The organism is Empedobacter tilapiae, from assembly GCF_004785645.1.
Taxonomy (GTDB): Bacteria; Bacteroidota; Bacteroidia; order Flavobacteriales; family Weeksellaceae; genus Empedobacter; species Empedobacter tilapiae.
Map to the genome: position 1 here is coordinate 38672 of NZ_SRPE01000004.1, position 18650 is coordinate 57321.

General features: G+C 30.5%; 21 protein-coding genes. 15 read left to right on the top strand and 6 right to left on the bottom strand.

Translation table 11 applies throughout. From position 1 onward, the window contains the following. Positions 1–16 precede the first annotated feature (16 nt). Both E4J94_RS06090 and E4J94_RS06095 read left to right on the top strand, forming a co-directional pair. On the top strand, positions 17–1252 hold the full coding sequence (locus E4J94_RS06090; RefSeq protein ID WP_135834973.1) for a sulfate adenylyltransferase subunit 1: 1236 nt from the start codon (positions 17–19) through the stop codon (positions 1250–1252). A gap of 4 nt (positions 1253–1256) precedes the next feature. Continuing rightward, a complete protein-coding gene (locus E4J94_RS06095) occupies positions 1257–2162 on the top strand; it encodes a sulfite exporter TauE/SafE family protein (protein ID WP_246034268.1) in 906 nt (301 codons plus the stop codon). 58 nt (positions 2163–2220) lie between these two features. Here E4J94_RS06095 and E4J94_RS06100 read toward each other — a convergent pair whose 3' ends face one another. Next, on the bottom strand, positions 2221–3003 hold the full coding sequence (locus tag E4J94_RS06100; RefSeq protein WP_135834974.1) for a hypothetical protein: 783 nt from the start codon (positions 3001–3003) through the stop codon (positions 2221–2223). 352 nt (positions 3004–3355) lie between these two features. Here E4J94_RS06100 and E4J94_RS17580 point away from each other — a divergent pair, with 352 nt between their 5' ends. From E4J94_RS17580 to E4J94_RS06110, 3 genes are all read left to right on the top strand, one after another. Beyond that, entirely contained in the window at positions 3356–3511 is a 156-nt protein-coding gene (locus E4J94_RS17580) for a hypothetical protein (RefSeq protein WP_168801832.1), read from the top strand. Positions 3512–3574: 63 nt separating this feature from the next. After that, a complete protein-coding gene (locus E4J94_RS06105; RefSeq protein ID WP_135834975.1) occupies positions 3575–5278 on the top strand; it encodes a tetratricopeptide repeat-containing sensor histidine kinase in 1704 nt (567 codons plus the stop codon). 14 nt (positions 5279–5292) lie between these two features. Beyond that, positions 5293–5958 carry a response regulator gene (locus tag E4J94_RS06110; protein ID WP_135834976.1) on the top strand — a complete coding sequence of 222 codons (666 nt, stop codon included), beginning with the start codon at positions 5293–5295 and terminating at the stop codon, positions 5956–5958. Positions 5959–5995: 37 nt separating this feature from the next. On the opposite strand, the gene E4J94_RS06115 is transcribed toward E4J94_RS06110, so the two are convergent. The 3 genes from E4J94_RS06115 to E4J94_RS06125 all read right to left on the bottom strand — a co-directional run bounded on the left by E4J94_RS06115 (position 5996) and on the right by E4J94_RS06125 (position 7376). After that, positions 5996–6652, bottom strand: a complete 657-nt coding sequence (locus E4J94_RS06115; RefSeq protein WP_135834977.1) for an SCO family protein — start codon at positions 6650–6652, stop codon at positions 5996–5998. After that, positions 6645–6941, bottom strand: coding sequence for a YHS domain-containing protein (locus tag E4J94_RS06120; protein ID WP_135834978.1), 297 nt, complete (start codon positions 6939–6941; stop codon positions 6645–6647). The genes E4J94_RS06115 and E4J94_RS06120 overlap by 8 nt, the downstream gene beginning before the upstream one ends. Positions 6942–7010: 69 nt before the next feature. Continuing rightward, a complete protein-coding gene (locus E4J94_RS06125) occupies positions 7011–7376 on the bottom strand; it encodes a hypothetical protein (protein ID WP_135834979.1) in 366 nt (121 codons plus the stop codon). A gap of 194 nt (positions 7377–7570) precedes the next feature. Here E4J94_RS06125 and ppk2 (E4J94_RS06130) point away from each other — a divergent pair, with 194 nt between their 5' ends. From ppk2 (E4J94_RS06130) to rplS, 4 genes are all read left to right on the top strand, one after another. Further along, positions 7571–8377, top strand: coding sequence for a polyphosphate kinase 2 (ppk2, locus tag E4J94_RS06130; protein ID WP_390891517.1), 807 nt, complete (start codon positions 7571–7573; stop codon positions 8375–8377). 17 nt (positions 8378–8394) lie between these two features. Beyond that, complete coding sequence (gene ppk2, locus E4J94_RS06135) at positions 8395–9219, top strand: polyphosphate kinase 2 (RefSeq protein WP_135834981.1); 825 nt, start codon at positions 8395–8397, stop codon at positions 9217–9219. 10 nt (positions 9220–9229) lie between these two features. Then, the gene (ppk2, locus tag E4J94_RS06140) at positions 9230–10033 is read left to right on the top strand and encodes a polyphosphate kinase 2 (RefSeq protein ID WP_135834982.1); all 804 of its coding nucleotides are present in this window, start codon (positions 9230–9232) and stop codon (positions 10031–10033) included. Positions 10034–10148: 115 nt separating this feature from the next. Continuing rightward, on the top strand, positions 10149–10499 hold the full coding sequence (gene rplS, locus E4J94_RS06145) for a 50S ribosomal protein L19 (protein ID WP_019975296.1): 351 nt from the start codon (positions 10149–10151) through the stop codon (positions 10497–10499). 99 nt (positions 10500–10598) lie between these two features. Here the strand turns inward: rplS and E4J94_RS06150 are convergent, their stop codons facing one another. Both E4J94_RS06150 and E4J94_RS06155 read right to left on the bottom strand, forming a co-directional pair. Next, positions 10599–11543, bottom strand: a complete 945-nt coding sequence (locus E4J94_RS06150) for a cupin-like domain-containing protein (protein ID WP_317129213.1) — start codon at positions 11541–11543, stop codon at positions 10599–10601. A gap of 1 nt (position 11544) precedes the next feature. After that, positions 11545–12786, bottom strand: coding sequence for an NAD(P)/FAD-dependent oxidoreductase (locus E4J94_RS06155; protein WP_135834983.1), 1242 nt, complete (start codon positions 12784–12786; stop codon positions 11545–11547). A gap of 88 nt (positions 12787–12874) precedes the next feature. Between E4J94_RS06155 and E4J94_RS06160 the strand changes: the two genes are divergently transcribed. Genes E4J94_RS06160 through E4J94_RS06185 form a run of 6 tightly spaced genes read left to right on the top strand, consistent with a single transcriptional unit; the run spans position 12875 to position 18614 of the window. After that, positions 12875–14380: an HAL/PAL/TAL family ammonia-lyase gene (locus E4J94_RS06160; RefSeq protein ID WP_135834984.1), complete on the top strand. Its 1506-nt coding sequence runs from the start codon at positions 12875–12877 to the stop codon at positions 14378–14380. Positions 14381–14390: 10 nt separating this feature from the next. Further along, positions 14391–15503, top strand: a complete 1113-nt coding sequence (locus E4J94_RS06165; protein WP_135834985.1) for a WG repeat-containing protein — start codon at positions 14391–14393, stop codon at positions 15501–15503. 22 nt (positions 15504–15525) lie between these two features. After that, positions 15526–16257 carry a 3-oxoacyl-ACP reductase FabG gene (gene fabG, locus E4J94_RS06170; RefSeq protein ID WP_135834986.1) on the top strand — a complete coding sequence of 244 codons (732 nt, stop codon included), beginning with the start codon at positions 15526–15528 and terminating at the stop codon, positions 16255–16257. A 5-nt stretch (positions 16258–16262) separates the two neighbouring features. After that, the gene (locus E4J94_RS06175; protein ID WP_135834987.1) at positions 16263–17489 is read left to right on the top strand and encodes a beta-ketoacyl-[acyl-carrier-protein] synthase family protein; all 1227 of its coding nucleotides are present in this window, start codon (positions 16263–16265) and stop codon (positions 17487–17489) included. 1 nt (position 17490) lies between these two features. Next, on the top strand, positions 17491–17739 hold the full coding sequence (locus E4J94_RS06180) for an acyl carrier protein (protein WP_038332291.1): 249 nt from the start codon (positions 17491–17493) through the stop codon (positions 17737–17739). Positions 17740–17744: 5 nt separating this feature from the next. Next, positions 17745–18614, top strand: a complete 870-nt coding sequence (locus E4J94_RS06185) for an LpxL/LpxP family acyltransferase (protein WP_135834988.1) — start codon at positions 17745–17747, stop codon at positions 18612–18614. Positions 18615–18650 lie beyond the last annotated feature (36 nt).

Sequence of the window (18650 nt, forward strand, 5' to 3'; positions counted from 1 at the left end):
ATAGGAATTAAGTAAAATGAATACATTAAAATTTATAACAGCAGGAAATGTAGACGATGGTAAAAGTACTCTAATAGGGCGTTTACTTTACGATTCAAATAGTATTCACACCGATCAATTGGGTGTTTTAGAAAAACGTAAATCAAACGAAGAGGACGAAATTGATTTGTCTTTGATTACAGATGGTTTACGTGCCGAACGCGAACAAGGAATTACAATAGATGTAGCATACAAATATTTTTCGACTACAAAACGAAAATTTATTATTGCAGATGCGCCTGGACATGAGCAATACACGCGAAACATGATTACAGGTGCTTCAAATTCAGAGTTGATTATTATTCTGGTTGATGCACGAAAAGGAATTACTTCTCAAACAAAACGTCATGCAAGTATTGGTTCGTTAATGGGAATTAAAAAAGCAATTATCGCGATTAACAAAATTGATTTGGTTAATTATTCGCAAGATATTTTCGAAACGATAAAAAATGATTTTCAACAAATTCAAAATCAATTGAATTATGATGAAGTGACTTTTATTCCAGTTTCTGCTTTGGTTGGAGATAATATTGTCGAAAAATCTGCGAAAACGCCTTGGTACAATGGTGAAACATTATTGCATCAATTGGAAACAGTTTCGATTGAAACAGATAAAAATTTAGCAGCTCGTTTTCAGGTTCAATGGGTAATTCGTCCAAAAGATGAAGAACATCACGATTATAGAGGTTATGCGGGACAAATTTTGAGTGGAGTCTATAAAGTAGGTGATTCTATCAAGGTTTATCCATCAAATATCGAATCAAAAATTGCTAAAATAGAGCGTCATTTAGAAGAAGTTCATCAAGCTGAAGCTGGCGAAAATGTTGTTTTTCATCTCGAAAATAATATTGATATCAGTCGAGGAGATACAATTGTAAAAACTTCCGAAAAACCGCAAACGACAAACGAACCTAAAGCGTGGATTTGTTGGTTAGACAATAATGCATTGCAACAAGGAAAAACGTATGTGTTGCAACATCGTTTTCATTCAGTTCGTGCAAAAATAAAAGCAATCAATCAGCAATGGAATATCAATAATTGGGAATTTATTCCATCTGAAGAAATCAAGCTAAATGATATTGGACAAGTGGTTTTAAAGACAAATCAACCTTTGTTTTTCGATTCTTTCAAAGAAAATATTCATACAGGAAATGCTATTTTGATTGATGAAACGACGAAAAATACAGTTGCAGCTTTGATGTTTATTGATTAATCAAATGAAAAATAATTTAACTTCTTCATTCAAAGGAAAAAAAAAATCAAAAAAATATAAACGATTAGTTACTGAAATTACTTTAATTTTCTTTGCTTTATTCATAGGATATGCATTGTCTTCAATCATAAGTTTTTCAGAAGCAAAGGATTTTGTGCTTCATATTCCGAATGTTTTTTACATTATGTTAGCGGTTGGTTTTTTCGCGCAAATGGTCGACGGAGCAGTTGGTTTAGGTTATGGCGTAACTTGTTCTACGAGTATGATGCTATTCGGGGTTAATTTACCTTCAATAAGCGGAAGTATTCATACAGCTGAAATGTTTTCGAGCGGAATTAGTGGTTTTTCGCATTATAGATTTGGAAATGTAAACAAAAAATTATTGTTAGCATTGGCTATACCAGGTGTTATTGGAGCTATTTCTGGATCATTGTTATTGGTTTATCTAGGAAATAAATATGAAACAATTACCTACGGAATCTTAGCTTCCTACACGCTAATCATAGGAATTCGATTAATCATTTTAGCATTTAGAAAAAAAATAGAACGAAAAAAAGTAAAACGAGTTGGGTTTTTAGGGTTTACAGGAGGATTTTTAGATGCTTTTGGAGGAGGAGGTTGGGGGCCAGTTGTTACATCAACTTTATTAGCAAAAGGAAAAAAATCAAACTTAGTGGTAGGAACAGTTAGTTTAGCTGAGTTTTTTGTGACACTTTCAGCGTCTTTAACCTTTTTTGCAGCCTTAGGTGTAAGCCATGGATTTATCATTGCTGGTTTAATTATTGGAGGTGCTTTAGCAGCGCCAATTGCGGCAAAATTAGCAGGTAAAATCCCTCAAAAAGTTGCTATTTTGGCTGTTGCTTTTCTAGTTATCATATTTAGTATTCGTATTCTTTTTAAAATTTTCTAAAATTTCTATATCATTTTTAATAATCAAAACACTCTTCATCTCGTATGTTGAGTGTTTTTTATTGTTCATTTTTCAGGACATATTTTGTCAAAATATATTTCGTGACAGGTTTCAATGTTTTACCATTTTCGGGATGTAAACCATAATTGGTGAAAAATTCTACTTCTCCATTTATCTTCGTATACCAAACTTTATCAAGTGCATTTTCTATATTTAAAGTATCAGGTTTTGTGATTTTCTTCAATTGAAAAACAGTTTCGTTATATGGAACAGCATTCATTTGTAGCGAAGTTTCTTCGCACTCAATTTCTTCATAATGATTTTCTTTCCAAACCATACAAGATGAATTTTGATTGATTGAATTAAGAAATAAATTACCTGCAACCAAAGCAGTTGTAACTCCGCCTCCTATAATTATTTTATTTTTTTGAAGTTTTATTTTTTCAAAGAAATTACTCTTTTTTGATGAAAGATTAATTATTGATTCTTCTTCAGAAATATTATCATCTAGTATTGGTTCTATGGATGCGATTTCTTCTACATTAACTTCTTTTTCTTCACTTTTTTTCAGCTGATTTTTTTGATTAAAATCTCCAAAATTTTCATAATCGATATAATGAGCAAGAGTGTTTAATGTATCAATAGAGATATTTTTTTCATTGATTTCATTTTTCTCTAAAGATTCATAATATCTCGAAATCGTTTTTGTGCTAATCGAGAAATTATAATCATCAATAAAAATTGTATTTAGATAAGTTGATATCGCATTCTTGCTTGAGCTACCACAATCTCTTTTTGCTTTCTCAAAAACTTTTTCGAATAACTGTTTTTTCGTAGACATTTCACTTTTAATTCTTTTACAAAATAGACAAATTTTAGTCAAAATAAATTACGGTTTCACGTAAAATGGGATGTCTAGTAATTGTCCAAAACTTGTCCATTGTTTGTCTAACAGCGACTTTGTGTACTGTATTTACTTTGCAATAGAAATCAAAACAAAAACAAAATAATTTGATTTCTGAAAATATAGTATTGAAAATAGTTGAGGTCAACTGAAGGGAAGCATTTTTCCTTAACTGTTTTCATACTACAAAACTTCCCATTAAAGAAGCGCTTCTTTTTTTCCGTGTAGACTACTTGCAATCTGTTTTGCGAGGAAGAACACTTATGTCAAAAAAATAAAATTTAAAATTATGTTAGAATTATTATTCGCTTTATTGGGATTCTTTTTTCCAAATCAAAATACAAACACAATATCAAATAATCAGCAACAAATTATTCAAACATCAACAGATTTTGTAGATGGAGATACAAATGGAGAAACAGGTAATACTCCTCCAAAAAAATAAACTTGAAACGGATAGAGAAATCTATCCGTTTTTTCTTTAGCTTTATTGAGTAAATATGATGTTTTGAAAAGAAGTTTATTTTTTGGTTTAATTCTACTAATTTTTTCATGTCAATCAACTCAAGATAGCCAAGCTGAAGAGAATATAAGTTCTAATAATGAAGTTTATGATACCGCTTGGAAGTTCTATGAAAAAGAAGAAAGTGATAGTGCTTATGCTTATTTTAATCAAGCGAAGTATATTTTTTTTAAACAGAATAATAAATCTCAAGCGGCGAAGTGTCTGATTAACATGGGATATATTTCTAAGGATAAAGGTGATTTTTTTGGAAGCCAAGAATTAACTATAGAAGCAATAAAACTCTTAAATTCTAAAGAAAAAGATAAAAGAGAAATCTTGTCTAGTGCTTACAATAGTTTAGGACAGAGTACACATAATTTAGGAAATTATAAAGAAGCAATTCATTACTATAAGAAAGCGATAGAGTATTCTACTGATGAAACAGTGTTTATTATCAATGAAAACAATATTGCAAATAGCTACCGTTATAACGAACAATTTGATGAAGCAATAGAGATTTATCAGGATTTATTGAAGAATAAAAAGATAATTGAAAGCCCAAAAGAGTATGCTCGTGTTTTGGATAATTTAGGCTACACTAAATGGTTACAAAATAAGCATCTAAATGTTGAAGAAGATTTAAATAAGGCATTAACAATTCGATTGAATGAAAATGATTTATGGGGGCAAAATGCAAGTTATGCACATTTAATAGATTATTATTCTAATGTAGATTATAAAAAAGCTTTGGATTATGCTTATAAAAGAAAAAAAATTGCTTTCGAAAATAATAGTGTGGATGATCAATTAGAAGTTTATCAGCAACTCATTTTATTAGAAAACCCTACAAATTCAAAAAAGAATTTTGAAGCTTACCAAAAGTTAAACGATAGTATTCAGCTTGTCCGTAGTAAATCCAAAAATCAATTTGCTTTAGTACGTTATGATTCAGAGAAAAACAAGGCTGATTTTTTAAAGGCTGAAGCTGAAAATGAAAAGAAAAAAAATGATATTTTAAGGCTTTATATACTTATCGGCTTATTGGTTGTACTGTTTGGATTTGCCTATTTCCTGTACAGAAAACGCAAACAAAAATTAGAACAAGAAAAAGTTTTGTTAGAACAAGAGAAGGTATTAGAAGTTAAAAAAACAGAACTTAAATATTCAAAAAAAGTGCATGATAAGGTAGCAAATGGAATTTATCATGTAATGTCAGATATCGAGAATCAGTCTGAATTAAAGCGAGAAGAAATTTTAGATAAATTAGAATTAGTTTATGAAATATCTAGAGATATTTCTTATGAGAAGATTGATAATTATCAACAAGATAATTTTGCAGATATATTATCTCAATTATTAAGTTCTTATGATTCAGAACAAGTGAAGATTTTTCTTATTGGAAATGAAAATAGTATTTGGAAAAAAGCATCAGCCAATGCTAAAACAGAAGTTTTCTTAGTATTGCAAGAGTTACTTACTAATATGAAAAAACACAGTGAAGCTTCACGAGTTATATTAAATTTTAAAGAAGAAAATCAGCAAATTATTATCAATTATTCTGATAATGGAATAGGAATTTCTGAGTTAAAACTAAAAAATGGTTTAAAAAATACGGTTTCACGTATTTCTAGTTTAAATGGAGACGTTATTTTTGAAACAGAGAATATAAATGGTTTAAAAATCATAATTACATTTCCTATTTCATAACCTAATATAAAAATATGTTTAAAAAAGTATTGATTGCAGAAGATTTTGAGAGTTTTAATATTTCAGTTCAAAAAGTTTTAAAGGATTTAAATGTCGAAAATCCTGATTATGCTTTCTATTGTGATGATGCTTTTTTGAAAGTTAAAAAAGCATTGCATGATAAACAACCTTATGATTTGTTGATTTCTGATTTATCATTTGAAGAAGATCATCGAGAACAGAATTTAAAAGGAGGAAGAGAATTGATAGAAGCTGTGAAAGCAATTCAACCAGATTTAAAAGTAATCGTTTTTTCAGTAGAAAAAAAAGCAGATATGGTAGATAATCTATTCCAAAATTATAAAATTGATGGATTTGTAGCGAAAGGAAGAGAAGATTCCAAAGAACTAAAAAAAGCTATAAAAACAGTTTTTGAAGGAAATATACATATCGGGTTAGCTATGAAACAAAATATCAAACATAAAAATACATTTGAATTTACATCATATGATATTACCTTAGTTTCTCTGCTCTCTAATGGAGTTTTGCTAAAAGATATTCCATTTCATTTGGTAGAAAAAGAAATAAAACCTTCAAGTAAAAGCAGTGTGGAAAAAAGATTAAGTATACTTAAGGAATCTCTACAAGTAACAAGTAATCATCAATTGGTAGCTTTTTTTAAAGACTTAGGAAGTATTTAAATAAAAATAAGCGTCAACTTTTTGTTGACGCTTATTTTTATTCTGCTAAAAGTTTTTTGATATCTTCTTTTAAATAATCAATTTCAGGATGATACTTTCCTCCAAGAGAAGGTTCTTTTCCTTCAGAATCTTTGTAATTTAATCCTGAATAAAACAACATTGGAACACCAGATTTGCTATACCTACTTCTTATATTTCCTTGCTTATCTATCAAAGCAAGTTTTCCACTATGATTCAAACCTTCAGCTGTTGTTTCATCTTTTCCAACATAAATATTGAATTTATCCGAAAGTTGCTCAATTTCTTCACGATCAGCTGTTAAATAAAACCAATTTGGAGATTTTACTCCAATTTGTTTCGAATATTCTAATAAGCGTGCAGGTGTATCTCGTTTAGGATCAATTGTGATAGAAATAAAACCAAGATTTGAATCGTTAATATCATCTTCTATTGAGCGTAAATTATTACTCATTACGGGACAAATAGTAGGACAACTTGTAAAAAAAAACTCTACAACATATACTTTTCCTAACATATCACGATCTGTAATTGTTTGATTATGTTGATTAATCATCGAAAATTCAGGAACTTTCATCACATTATATAATTTATCTTTTGGTTTGTTTTTTAACCAAAAAACAGTTCCAATTACACCTAAAATAATAATTACTATTGCGATTAATTGCTTATTCATGAATATGTTTTTCAGGATTTTTTAAAAATTCTTCTTTGCACATTGTCGAACAAAAACCATATGTCTTTCCTTGGTAAGTTGCTGTATCGCTTAAGTGATCAGCAGTTTTCATTCCACAAATAGGATCAAATTCGTTTACAACAGCAATATCTAGCTTCTTTGCAGCTTTCATTTCTTCGTGAGAAACATGTTTTACTTCAAAATTCTCTTGTTTTGGTTGCTCTTTGTTACAAGAAAATAATGCAAATCCTACTACGATTAAAGCGAATATATTTTTTAAGTTTTTCATTTTAAATTGTTTATTTATTTTTAATTAATTGTTTCTCTGATTTTGTAAATCAGAATATAGATAAAAAAATTAAACAATTGGTGGATGAAAAACTAAACGAATAATATAGTTAGAGCTAATATCTTGATAATGATCAGTTGAAGATTTATTTTCTTGTGTAAAATACTTTTTAGGAGAAATAATTTGTTTTTGAGGAACAATCGCATCTAAAATTTTGACCGAATTTTTTATAAAATGGTTTTCGGGCTGATTTTTTTCACTTTTCGAAACTTCCTCTTTCAAATAACAAAAACCATTACAAAGTAATTCAGGTTTCTCTCGATTTTCACAAAGTTCATTTGCGATTTCTTCATAACTCAAAACATAATCTATCATCGGCATTAAAGGACGGAATGCGATAGAAAATATGAGTGATATGAAAAATAATATGCGCAAAAAACTAATTTATTGACAAATTTAACCAAATTGATTGAGGTTGAATATGATAAAATTTATGATTTTAAAAGAAAGATTTATCATAATCTTCACTTTTATGTTCTGTAAAATTTTTACCTTAAAAAAGATTTTACAATCTATAAATATTTATGAAAAAAAGTAAGATTTTAGATTTTACAACAACAGAAGAATTGATGAGATTTTTAATTGAAAATCAAGAAGAAAATCCTCTCTATAAAAATGTGATAAAGAAGTTTGAATACGAAAATGAGTTACTAAAACTGCAATCAGAATTAGTAAATCTTCAAAATTGGATTTCGACAGAAAAGAAAAAAGTTGCAATTATTTTCGAAGGACGAGATGCTTCAGGAAAAGGAGGAACAATTCGCCGTTTTCGCGAGCATCTTAATCCGCGTTCTATGCGTGTTGTTGCATTGAATAAACCTACAGAAGTTGAGCAAAATCAGTGGTACTTCAATCGTTATATCAAAGAATTACCAAATGCTGGAGAAATTGTTTTTTTTGATAGAAGTTGGTACAACAGAGCAGTTGTAGAACCAGTTATGGGATTTTGTACAGAGCAACAATATGAGCAATTTATGGTGCAAGTTTCGGAATTTGAACATATGTTGTACGAATCAGGGACATATATTATCAAATTGTGGTTTTCTGTGACGAAAGAGGAGCAGCAAGCACGTTTTGATTCGAGGTTAAATAATCCGCTTAAAAAATGGAAATACAGTCCAGTTGATGCAAAAGGGCAAGAGCTTTGGGACGAATTTTCGCATTATATCAATCAAATGTTTACGCGGACGCACAACTCTTTTTCGCCTTGGATCATTGTCAACGCAAATGATAAAAATGCGGCAAGATTAGAATCTATTCGTTATGTGCTTTCTTTGTTTAATTATAAAGGAAAAGAAGATGCTGAAGTAAATTTAATGGTTGATCCAAATGTGATTGAGCGTTATTATCGAATGGTAAAAGAACTGAATCATTAATTTTAAATAGTAAGAAAATGGAGTTAAAACCGAAAGATTTAAAATTAATCGAAACCAAAAAAGGTCTTGTTGGACTTTTGCAATCTGATCATGGGAAATTGAATTTTGCAAAAGCCTTGCGTACTGTAAAATATGAAAATAGGATAGAGCAATTACAAGAAGAGTTGATAAAATTACAAACTTGGGTAGCCGAAAATAAACGAAAAGTAGTGATTGTTTTTGAAGGTCGAGATGCAGCTGGAAAAGGTGGTGCTATTCGTCGAATTGTAGAACATTTAAATCCTCGTGAACATAGAATTATAGCACTTCCAAAGCCTAATGAAGTAGAACGCGGACAGTGGTATTTTCAACGTTATGTTCGTCAACTTCCTCGTGAAGGAGAAATAGTCTTTTTTGATCGTTCTTGGTATAATCGTGCTGTTGTAGAACCTGTTAATGGTTTTTGTTCTAATGACGAATATGAAACGTTTATGAACGAAGTGAATGATGTAGAAAAAATGTGGATTAATTCAGGTATATATTTAATAAAAATTTATTTTTCTATTACAAAAGAACAACAGGCAAAACGATTTAATGATATTATTAAATCTCCAATTAAACGTTGGAAGTACAGTTCTGTAGATCAAAAAGCACAAGATTTATTTGATGTTTATTCAGCTTATAAAGATGTAATGTTTGAGAAAACAAATACAAAAATTGCTCCTTGGAAAGTAATTGATGCAAACAAAAAGTACAAGGCTAGAGTAGAGGCAATGGAATATATTTTATCTAAAATACCGTACGATGATAAAAATAAACGTATTTTGAAACATCAAAACTTAGAAGAAGAGAATTATAATTAGACCTAAAACTATGGCTGAATTTGATTTAAATGATTTAGAAAAAATTAATAATAAACAAGAAATTATTGATTTTTTGGTTGAACATGATATTATAAAAGAAAAGAAGTTCAAAGAACAACTCGCTTATGAGAAGGAATTAAAAGAACTTCAAGAAAAATTGTTAGAAATACAATCTAAAGTTATTCAAGAGAATAAACGAATATTAATCATTTTTGAAGGTAGAGATGCAGCTGGAAAAGGAGGAGCAATTTCGAGAATAACAGAATTTCTAAATCCGAAAAAATATCGTGTTGAAGCATTACCAAAGCCGACTGAAATAGAACAAGGACAATGGTATTTTCAACGATATTTTAAAGAATTACCAAATGCAGGTGAAATTGTATTTTTTGATCGTTCTTGGTATAATCGTGCTGTTGTAGAGCCAGTTTTTGGGTTTTGTACGGAAGAGCAATATTCAAAATTTATGAGACAAGTTGTAGAAGTAGAACAGCTTTTACAAGATGATGGAATTATTCTGATTAAAATTTTTCTTTCAATTTCGAAAGAAGAACAAGCAGAACGTTTACAAGACAGAAAAGACGACGAAATGAAACAGTGGAAATTAGGTTCATTGGATCAAAAGGCGCAAGAATTGTGGGATGCTTATACCAATTACATTGACAAAATGTTTCAACAAACAGGAACAGAAAGTTCGTCTTGGCTAGAAATTGTGACAGATGATAAAAAAGCAGCTCGACTTTTAGCGATGAAATCAATTATTTCTAAATTAGAAAATCAAACTTTTGAAAATGAATTAATAAAAAATCATTCATAAAAGAAAGAGAATCATTTGTATAATCAAGATTTTTGATTAATTTTGCACCCACATTGTTCAACCTCTGACGAAAGACGTTTAAGTTGCTCAATTCAAATAAATTGAAATTATAATAATGGAAAATTTAGTAAAATACGTACAAGAGAAATACGTAGCTAAAAAAGAGTTCCCAGCTTTCGCAGCAGGTGATACTATTACAGTTTATCAAGAAATTACAGAGGGTGGAAAAACTCGTGTTCAGTTCTTTAAAGGGGTTGTTATCCAAAGAAGAGGACAAGGAACTACAGAAACTTTCACAATCCGTAAAATGTCTGGAGATGTTGGTGTAGAGCGTATCTTCCCAGTTAACATGCCTGCGTTACAAAAAATTGAAGTAAACAAAAAAGGTAAAGTTCGTAGAGCTCGTATCTTCTACTTCAGAGCATTACGTGGTAAAAAAGCTCGTATCAAAGACGCTGCTTACTAAAAACTGCTTTTTTAGGAAAAATATAAAATCCGTTCGAAATTTTCGAACGGATTTTTTATGCTTTTTATTGAAATAATAGATTAGAATACACAACGTATTTTAAATTTTATAATGTGAATGACTTTTCTTTACAGCCCATTTTTCTTTAAAATTAATCCATTTTGATTTAAATAATTTACGCATTAGCTTGTCTGTATAGCGCATAATAAATACATGATAAACTGTATTTAAAACTTGAAAAAATTCATTCGGAAAAGCGCGTAAAGACATCGAAAAACCTGCTTCTAAATAACGATTATAATGCCAATAACCACGTGGGATAAATAAAGCATCGCCATGATTCATCACAAAATCAAAACCTTTTGCATGTTTCAAAGCTGGAAATTTTTCGTAATCAGGATAATCATAATCAATTTCATAAATCGTATGTACCGAAAGAGGAACTTTGTATAAAGCTTCTGATTGTTTTGGGTCAAATAATAAAATTCGTTTATCTCCTTGAAATTGAAAGTGAATAAAATCAGTCATATCAACATCATAATGCATTAAAACTTTGGCTTCACTTCCTCCAAAAAATAATGTAGGCAAACGTTCAAAATATTTTAAACCAAGATCAGGATAAGTAAAATTTTTAAGTAATTCAGGAATTTTATCTTTGATGATAAAGAAAAAAATCCTCAAATCAGAGGGCTCTTTTTTGATCAAATCTACATATTCATTAAACTTCATATGTGTTGCAGGAGTGTCCGAACTTTTATTAGCATCAGCAGGTTTGCTATCGTATAAAGGCACAATTTGTTCTCCAGCTTTTTCTTTGATATAATCGAGATTCCATTTGTCAAAATCTTTCCAATTCTTTGCATAACCTTTCAATAACAAAGGTTTTCTCTTTTTGAGATAATTTTTGATAAACTCTTCTTTAGAAATCGCTTCAACTGTATCAATAGACTGAAATTGCATGTTTTTTATAGTATAGGATTTCTCAAAAATAGATAATCCAATTGAATTTGATACAAAAAAGTCAACATATTGTTGACTTTTCATTTTATTCTTTTTCTTTAACCATTCGGATTAAATGTGCCATATTTTGAATTACGCTATAGTGTTTTTTAACAAAAGGATTTTCTTTATTCCATACATATCCTGCTAAAACAGCACAAATTTTTTCTTTAACATCAGGATTTTCGGGTTGATGAAAAAATAATTCTTGCAAATTTCCAGTGTACCATTCTTGCACATAAGTGGTAAAAACATCGATTCCGTCCTTCATATAATCTTCGTAATCGGTCTGCCAATCTACTTTTTCTCCATTTATTTCTTTAACAGCAAGTTTAGCGGCTTTCAAACCACTTTCTGTTGCAAAACAAACACCAGATGAGAAAACAGGATCTAAAAATTCAGTACTATTTCCTGTTAAAACATAACCATTGCCAAACATTTTAGTAACCGCAGCTGAATAATTTTTTAACCAAATTGGATCAAATTCAAATGGTAAATTTCCAAAACGGTTAACATAAAAATCGGATTTTTGAATTGCATTTTGTAAAGCTTCAGTTGTATCTTGATTGGTTGATAATTGATTGATATAATCTGTTGGGCCAACGATCCCGACACTTGTTTTTCCATTTGAAAAAGGAATTACCCACAACCAAACTTTAGTTTCGATAATATCAAAAGAAATTTGAGTTCCTTCTCGACCTTCTGGTCGACGAACATCATCAATATGTGAAAAAATTGCTGAATGAGGATTTAGTTTTGAAGGACTATCAATATTTAATAATCGTGGTAATACACGACCATAGCCACTTGCATCAATTAAAAACTTCGCATTAATTTGATAGGTTTCTCCATTTTGTTTTTTAACAGTCGTAATCGATTTTTTTCCTTCGAATTGAACATCAATTACTTCTTGATTAAAACGTAAATCTGCTCCTTTTTCTATAATAGCATCAGCTAAAGTCATGTCAAAATCAGCGCGCGGAACTTGCCAAGTCCAATCTTGACCTTTTCCAAATTTTTTACTGAAATCGAAAATACAAATCTGTTCGCCTCGAATAAATCTTGCGCCAGGTTTCACTTCAAAGTTTTGTTTCTCCAAATAAGGCAACAAACCAGCTTCTTCAAAATGATCCATCGAGCGAGGAATTAAACTTTCACCTACAACAATTCTGGGAAATTGCGTTTTTTCTAAAACAATAACCTTAATGTTGTTTTCTCTTAAATAGGCTGCTGAAACTGATCCCGAAGGTCCTGCACCAATGATTAAAACATCTGTATTTTCAATCATGACTTTTTGTATAGTTTTTTAATTATTTTTGCAACTGATTGAAGGAACAAATAACCAAAATCGATAATTTTTTTACCTAATCAATAACATGACAAAATTAACAATTGACACTATAGAAAACATACTTTTTGAGAATAAAAAAATGATTCTAAATAAGACAACTCTTGATGGTGTAGAGAAGAGCTTTCTCTTTTTAAAAGAATTTTCAAAAAATAAAATAATTTATGGTGTAAACACGGGGTTTGGACCAATGGCACAATATCGTATTGAAGATGAAGATACGATTCAGCTTCAATATAATCTAATTAGAAGTCATTGTACGGGAATTGGAGAGCCTTTGACTTTGGATCAAACAAAAGCAGCGATTATTGCTCGTCTTAATACATTGTCTCTGGGGTATTCGGGGATTCATCCTTCAGTTTTGGTATTGATGCAAGAATTAGTAAATCGCGATATTTTACCGGTAATTTATCAGCATGGAAGTGTAGGCGCGAGTGGAGATTTGGTTCAGTTAGCACATTTAGCTTTGACATTAATCGGAGAAGGAGAAGTTTTTTATAAAGACGAAATCAAATCAACGAAAGAAGTTTTTGAGCTAGAAAATCTTCAACCAATAGAAGTTCATATTCGAGAAGGTTTATCAATTATGAACGGAACTTCAGTAATGACAGGAATTGGAACGGTAAATTTGATTAAAGTGAATCAATTAATTAATCTTTCGATTACGTTAAGCTCCATGATGAATGAAATTGTACAATCTTTTGATGATCATTATTCAAAACCGTTGAATGAAGCAAAACAGCATATAGGTCAACGTTATATTGCGAATAAAATGTCAGAATTTTTGAATGATAGCAAATTAGTCAAAAAACGTGCAGATGAAATGTATCAAGAACGTAATGAGAAAATTTTTGAAGAAAAAGTACAAGAATATTATTCGTTGCGTTGTGTTCCTCAGATTTTAGGACCAATTTACGATACATGGAATGCTGCGAAAGAAGTAGTAGAAAACGAAATAAATTCTGCAAGTGATAATCCAATTATTGATGTTGAAAATCAAACTGTTCATCATGGAGGGAATTTTCATGGTGATTATGTTTCGTTAGAATTGGATAAATTAAAATTGGCTGTAACACGTCTATCGATGTTGAGTGAACGTCAGTTAAACTATTTAGTCAATCCAAAAATTAATAATATTTTACCACCTTTTGTTAATTTAGGAACACTTGGTTTCAATTTCGGTTTACAAGCGGCTCAATTTACGGCAACGTCTACAACGGCTGAAAATCAAACGCTTTCTACGTCAATGTATGTGCATAGTATTCCAAACAATAACGATAATCAAGATATTGTGAGTATGGGAACAAATGCAGCGACGATTTGTGCAAAAGTGATTGATAATACCTTCGAAGTGTTAACAGTTCAGAGTTTGGCTGTCGTACAAGCGATAGAATATTTACAAATACAAGATAAGTTATCATCAAAAGGAAAAGCTTTTTATGATTCGATTCGTAAAATTGTTCCAGTATTTAAAGAAGATGAGGTGATTTATCCTTATCTTAAGGAAGTTAAAAAATATTTACTAAAATTTTAAAAATATATTGATGAGAAAATATCTTTTATTATCATTTTTAACTGTCTCTTTTGGAATATTATCTGCACAGAAATTAGCATTAGTAAAAACAAAAAATAAAATTGGATTTATTGGTGAAAATGGACAATATTTAATAGAACCTCAATATTCTGACGCAAAGGATTTTTCAGAAGGACTTGCTGCAATTAAAAAAGGAAATCTTTGGGGATTTATTAATAAAGAAAATCAGTGGGTAATAGAACCTATTTATTCCAATGCAAAGAAGTTTAATTCGGGAATAGCAATGGTTGAGATTGATAAAAAATGGACATACGTTAATACAAAAGGTGAACAACAAAATTATCCTTTAACCGATAAAATATATGACTTTAATGAAGGAGTTGCATTTATCCGAAAAGGAGATTTGGTCGGTTTAATTGACTATAATGGAAATGTACTTGTTGAGCCAGCATATCATGTTATTAGGACTTTTATAAATGGATATGCGAAAGTAGCCTTGAACAAAAAGTGGGGTGTAATTGATACAAAAGGAAATTTGGTTGTCAACTTAGAATATGATGATGTTGGTGAATTTAATCAAGATGTTGTTTGGGCAAAAAAGGGAACTGATTTTGGAATTGTTTCTAATAATCAATTTATAGCTATAGAAGGAGTAGATTTTATAGGGAATTTTAACTCTGCTTCATACACTTTTGCTCGAAAAAATCATAAGTTTGGTTTTATAAATAAAAAAGGAGAGTGGATAATAACACCTATTTTTTCTAATGCAAAATCATTTTCTAATGGGTTGGCTCCTATTGAAGATAAAGGGAAATGGGGATTTATTAATGAACAAGGAGAAGTCGTTATTCAACCAAAATATAATAATGCAGAAGTTTTTAGTGAAATAGGATTAGCTCCAGTAAAAGAAGGTAGTAAATGGGGATTTGTCAATAAAGAAGGTAAATTAGTCATTCCTGCTTTGTATGACATCTCTGTAAGTTTCGGATTTTCACAAAAAGATAAAGGGTTCAATGGTAAATTAGCTCGAGTAAAGAAGCAAGGAAAGTGGGCTTTTCTTGATGAGAATGGAAATGTATTAGCAGATCAATGGTTTGATAATGCTGAACTTTTTAATGATTAAAAAAAAATAGATTTTATAAAGCATGAAATGTGCAATTGTAACAGGTGGTTCTCGTGGAATTGGAAAAGCAATTTGTTTGAAAATTGCCGAAGAACATGATTATCATCTTTTGATAAATTATAATTCGAATGAAGCTGCTGCGTTAGAGACTTTGAAAGAAGTTGAAGCATTAGGAGGAACAGGAGAAATTTTAAAATTTGATGTGGCTGATGCAAATCAAACGCAACAAGTTTTAACCGAATGGACAGAGAAAAATACAGATGCAATTGTAGAAGTTATTGTTAACAATGCTGGTATTACGAAAGATAATTTGTTTATGTGGATTTCGCAAGAAGATTGGTCAAATGTGATTAATACAAGTTTGAATGGTTTTTACAATGTAACTCATTTCTTTATTAATCCATTATTGAGAAATAGATTTGGAAGAATTGTCAATATAGTTTCTGTTTCTGGATTGAAAGGAACGCCAGGACAAACAAATTATTCTGCTGCTAAAGCAGCTGTGATTGGAGCGACCAAAGCATTGGCACAAGAAATAGCAAAACGTAATGTAACGGTGAATGCTGTTGCACCAGGTTTTATCGAAACGGATATGACAGATGAATTGAATCAACAAGAGTTAAAAAAGCTGATTCCAGCAAATCGTTTTGGAAAAGCGGAAGAAGTTGCTGATTTGGTAAGCTTTTTGGTTTCTAAAAAATCGAGTTATATCACAGGAGAAGTTATTAATATAAATGGAGGAATTTATTCTTAGATAAAATGAGCCAAAGAGTCGTAATAACAGGAATGGGCATCTATTCTTGCTTAGGAACATCATTAGAAGAAGTAACAGAATCTTTGCGTCAAGGAAAATCAGGAATTATTTTTGATGAAGAACGCAAAGAATTTGGTTTTAAATCTGCTTTGACGGGAACTGTTCCAGTACCAGATTTGAAGCCGTTTTTGAATCGTCGACAACGAATTACAATCGGTCAAGAAACAGAGTTCGCTTATATGGCAACTTTAGAAGCGTTGAAAAATGCTAATTTGACGGAAGAGTATATCAAGACTAACGAGGTCGGAATTATATATGGAAACGATAGTGTTTCAAAAGCAATTATTGATGCAATAGATATTGTTCGTGAGAAAAAAGATACTGAATTAATTGGTTCTGGAGCAATTTTCAAATCCATGAATTCTACTATTACCATGAATCTTGCGACTATTTTCGAGTTGACTGGAATTAATTTTACGATTAGTGCAGCTTGTGCGAGTGGTTCGCATTCGATAGGATTAGGTTATATGATGATTAAAGACGGTTTGCAGGATATGATTATTTGTGGAGGAGCGCAGGAGATTAATAAGTATGCAATGGCAAGTTTTGATGGTCTAGGTGTTTTTTCCGAAAATGAAGCAAATCCTACACAAGCTTGTCGTCCTTTCGATAAAAATCGTGATGGATTGGTGCCGAGTGGAGGTGGAGCAACATTGATTTTAGAAAGTTATGAATCCGCAATAAAACGTGGTGCGCCAATCATTGCTGAGGTTTTAGGTTATGGTTTTTCGTCGAATGGTGGACATATTTCTACACCAAATGTAGATGGTCCAGCAATTGCGATGAATAGAGCGTTGAAACAAGCAAAAATTTCGGCAGATGAAATTCAATATATCAATGCACATGCAACTTCTACACCAGTTGGTGATGCAAACGAAGCAAAAGCGATTGACCAAGTTTTTGGAAAAACAAAACCTTTTGTAAGTTCTACAAAATCAATGACAGGACATGAATGTTGGATGGCTGGTGCAAGTGAAATTGTTTATTCTAATTTAATGATGATGAATAACTTTATTGCACCAAATATTAATTTTGAAGAAGCAGACGAAGATTCAGCTAAATTAAACATTGTTAAAGAAACCTTAAATAAAGAATTTGATGTATATTTGTCGAATTCTTTTGGATTTGGTGGAACGAATTCTGCCTTAGTAATTAAAAAAATTAACTCCTAATATGGTGAAAAGTAAAATCGCTGAAAAATTAAACGCTATCTTAATTGATGAATTTGAGGTTGATCCTTCTGTGATTTCAGAGGAAAAAAATATTAAAGAATCTTTAGATTTAGATAGTTTAGACTATGTCGATTTAGTGGTAATCATTGAATCTAATTTCGGTGTGAAATTAATTAAAGAAGATTTTCAAAATATGATAACTTTTGAAGATTTCTATGCAATTGTAGAACAAAAGTTAGAGAACAAATAACAGATATGAAACAATGGGATGGTCGTTCTAAAGGAACGGTCCTGGGATACAAAATATTTGTCAACGTTATGAAAAAGCTCGGAATTAAGTCTGCTTACTCAGTCTTAATTTTTGTAGCTTTTTATTATTTTATAATAGCTTATAGCAGTAACAAATCTATTTACGAATACTTTCGTTATCGACTAAATTTTTCGGTTCTCAAATCAATTTTAAGTGTTTACAAAAGTTATTATACTTTTGGACAAACTTTGATTGATAAAACAGCGATTAATGCAGGTTTGCGTAATAAATATTCGTATGAATTTGATGGAATAGAATTATTGAAAAATCTATTGGATCAAAAACAAGGTGGAATCTTAATCAGCGCACATGTTGGTAATTTCGAAGTTGCTGAACATTTTTTTGCGGACATCGATTTTGATTATCAAATTAATTTGGTTACAACAGATTTAGAACGAAATGTTATCAAAGAGTATTTGGAAAGTATTTCGATGAAACCTTCGGTAAAGTTCATCTTGATTCAAGAAGATTTATCCCATATTTTCGAAATTAATAATGCGCTTAGTCGAAATGAATTAATTTGTTTTACAGGAGATCGTTATTTCGAAGGAAATAAAACGATGTCAGAAGTGCTTCTTGGAAAACAAGCTAATTTTCCTGCAGGACCTTTTTCTATCGCCTCTCGCTTGAAAGTGCCCGTTGCTTTTGTATATGTAATGAAGGAAAAAAATCTACATTATCATTTATATGCGCGTCTAGCAAATTTCAAACATCGTGATGCAAATGCACTTTTGAAAGAGTTTTGCATCAATCTAGAAACCATTGTAAAAAAATATCCTTATCAATGGTTTAATTATTTCGATTTTTGGAAGTAAATTACGCAATAATATGAATTTTCAAACTACTATAAA

Bases quoted from the DNA above. Each gene is read 5' to 3' on its own strand.
- E4J94_RS06120 (WP_135834978.1), bottom strand. From the start codon at position 6,941: ATGAAAAACTTAAAAAATATATTCGCTTTAATCGTAGTAGGATTTGCA.
- E4J94_RS06150 (WP_317129213.1), bottom strand. From the start codon at position 11,543: ATGAAAAGTCAACAATATGTTGACTTTTTTGTATCAAATTCAATTGGA.
- E4J94_RS06185 (WP_135834988.1), top strand. From the start codon at position 17,745: ATGAAACAATGGGATGGTCGTTCTAAAGGAACGGTCCTGGGATACAAA.
- E4J94_RS06175 (WP_135834987.1), top strand. From the start codon at position 16,263: ATGAGCCAAAGAGTCGTAATAACAGGAATGGGCATCTATTCTTGCTTA.
- ppk2 (WP_135834982.1), top strand. From the start codon at position 9,230: ATGGCTGAATTTGATTTAAATGATTTAGAAAAAATTAATAATAAACAA.
- E4J94_RS06155 (WP_135834983.1), bottom strand. From the start codon at position 12,786: ATGATTGAAAATACAGATGTTTTAATCATTGGTGCAGGACCTTCGGGA.
- ppk2 (WP_135834981.1), top strand. From the start codon at position 8,395: ATGGAGTTAAAACCGAAAGATTTAAAATTAATCGAAACCAAAAAAGGT.
- E4J94_RS06095 (WP_246034268.1), top strand. From the start codon at position 1,257: ATGAAAAATAATTTAACTTCTTCATTCAAAGGAAAAAAAAAATCAAAA.
- E4J94_RS06160 (WP_135834984.1), top strand. From the start codon at position 12,875: ATGACAAAATTAACAATTGACACTATAGAAAACATACTTTTTGAGAAT.
- E4J94_RS17580 (WP_168801832.1), top strand. From the start codon at position 3,356: ATGTTAGAATTATTATTCGCTTTATTGGGATTCTTTTTTCCAAATCAA.
- rplS (WP_019975296.1), top strand. From the start codon at position 10,149: ATGGAAAATTTAGTAAAATACGTACAAGAGAAATACGTAGCTAAAAAA.
- E4J94_RS06090 (WP_135834973.1), top strand. From the start codon at position 17: ATGAATACATTAAAATTTATAACAGCAGGAAATGTAGACGATGGTAAA.
- E4J94_RS06165 (WP_135834985.1), top strand. From the start codon at position 14,391: ATGAGAAAATATCTTTTATTATCATTTTTAACTGTCTCTTTTGGAATA.
- E4J94_RS06180 (WP_038332291.1), top strand. From the start codon at position 17,491: ATGGTGAAAAGTAAAATCGCTGAAAAATTAAACGCTATCTTAATTGAT.
- E4J94_RS06110 (WP_135834976.1), top strand. From the start codon at position 5,293: ATGTTTAAAAAAGTATTGATTGCAGAAGATTTTGAGAGTTTTAATATT.
- E4J94_RS06115 (WP_135834977.1), bottom strand. From the start codon at position 6,652: ATGAATAAGCAATTAATCGCAATAGTAATTATTATTTTAGGTGTAATT.
- fabG (WP_135834986.1), top strand. From the start codon at position 15,526: ATGAAATGTGCAATTGTAACAGGTGGTTCTCGTGGAATTGGAAAAGCA.
- E4J94_RS06100 (WP_135834974.1), bottom strand. From the start codon at position 3,003: ATGTCTACGAAAAAACAGTTATTCGAAAAAGTTTTTGAGAAAGCAAAA.
- ppk2 (WP_390891517.1), top strand. From the start codon at position 7,571: ATGAGATTTTTAATTGAAAATCAAGAAGAAAATCCTCTCTATAAAAAT.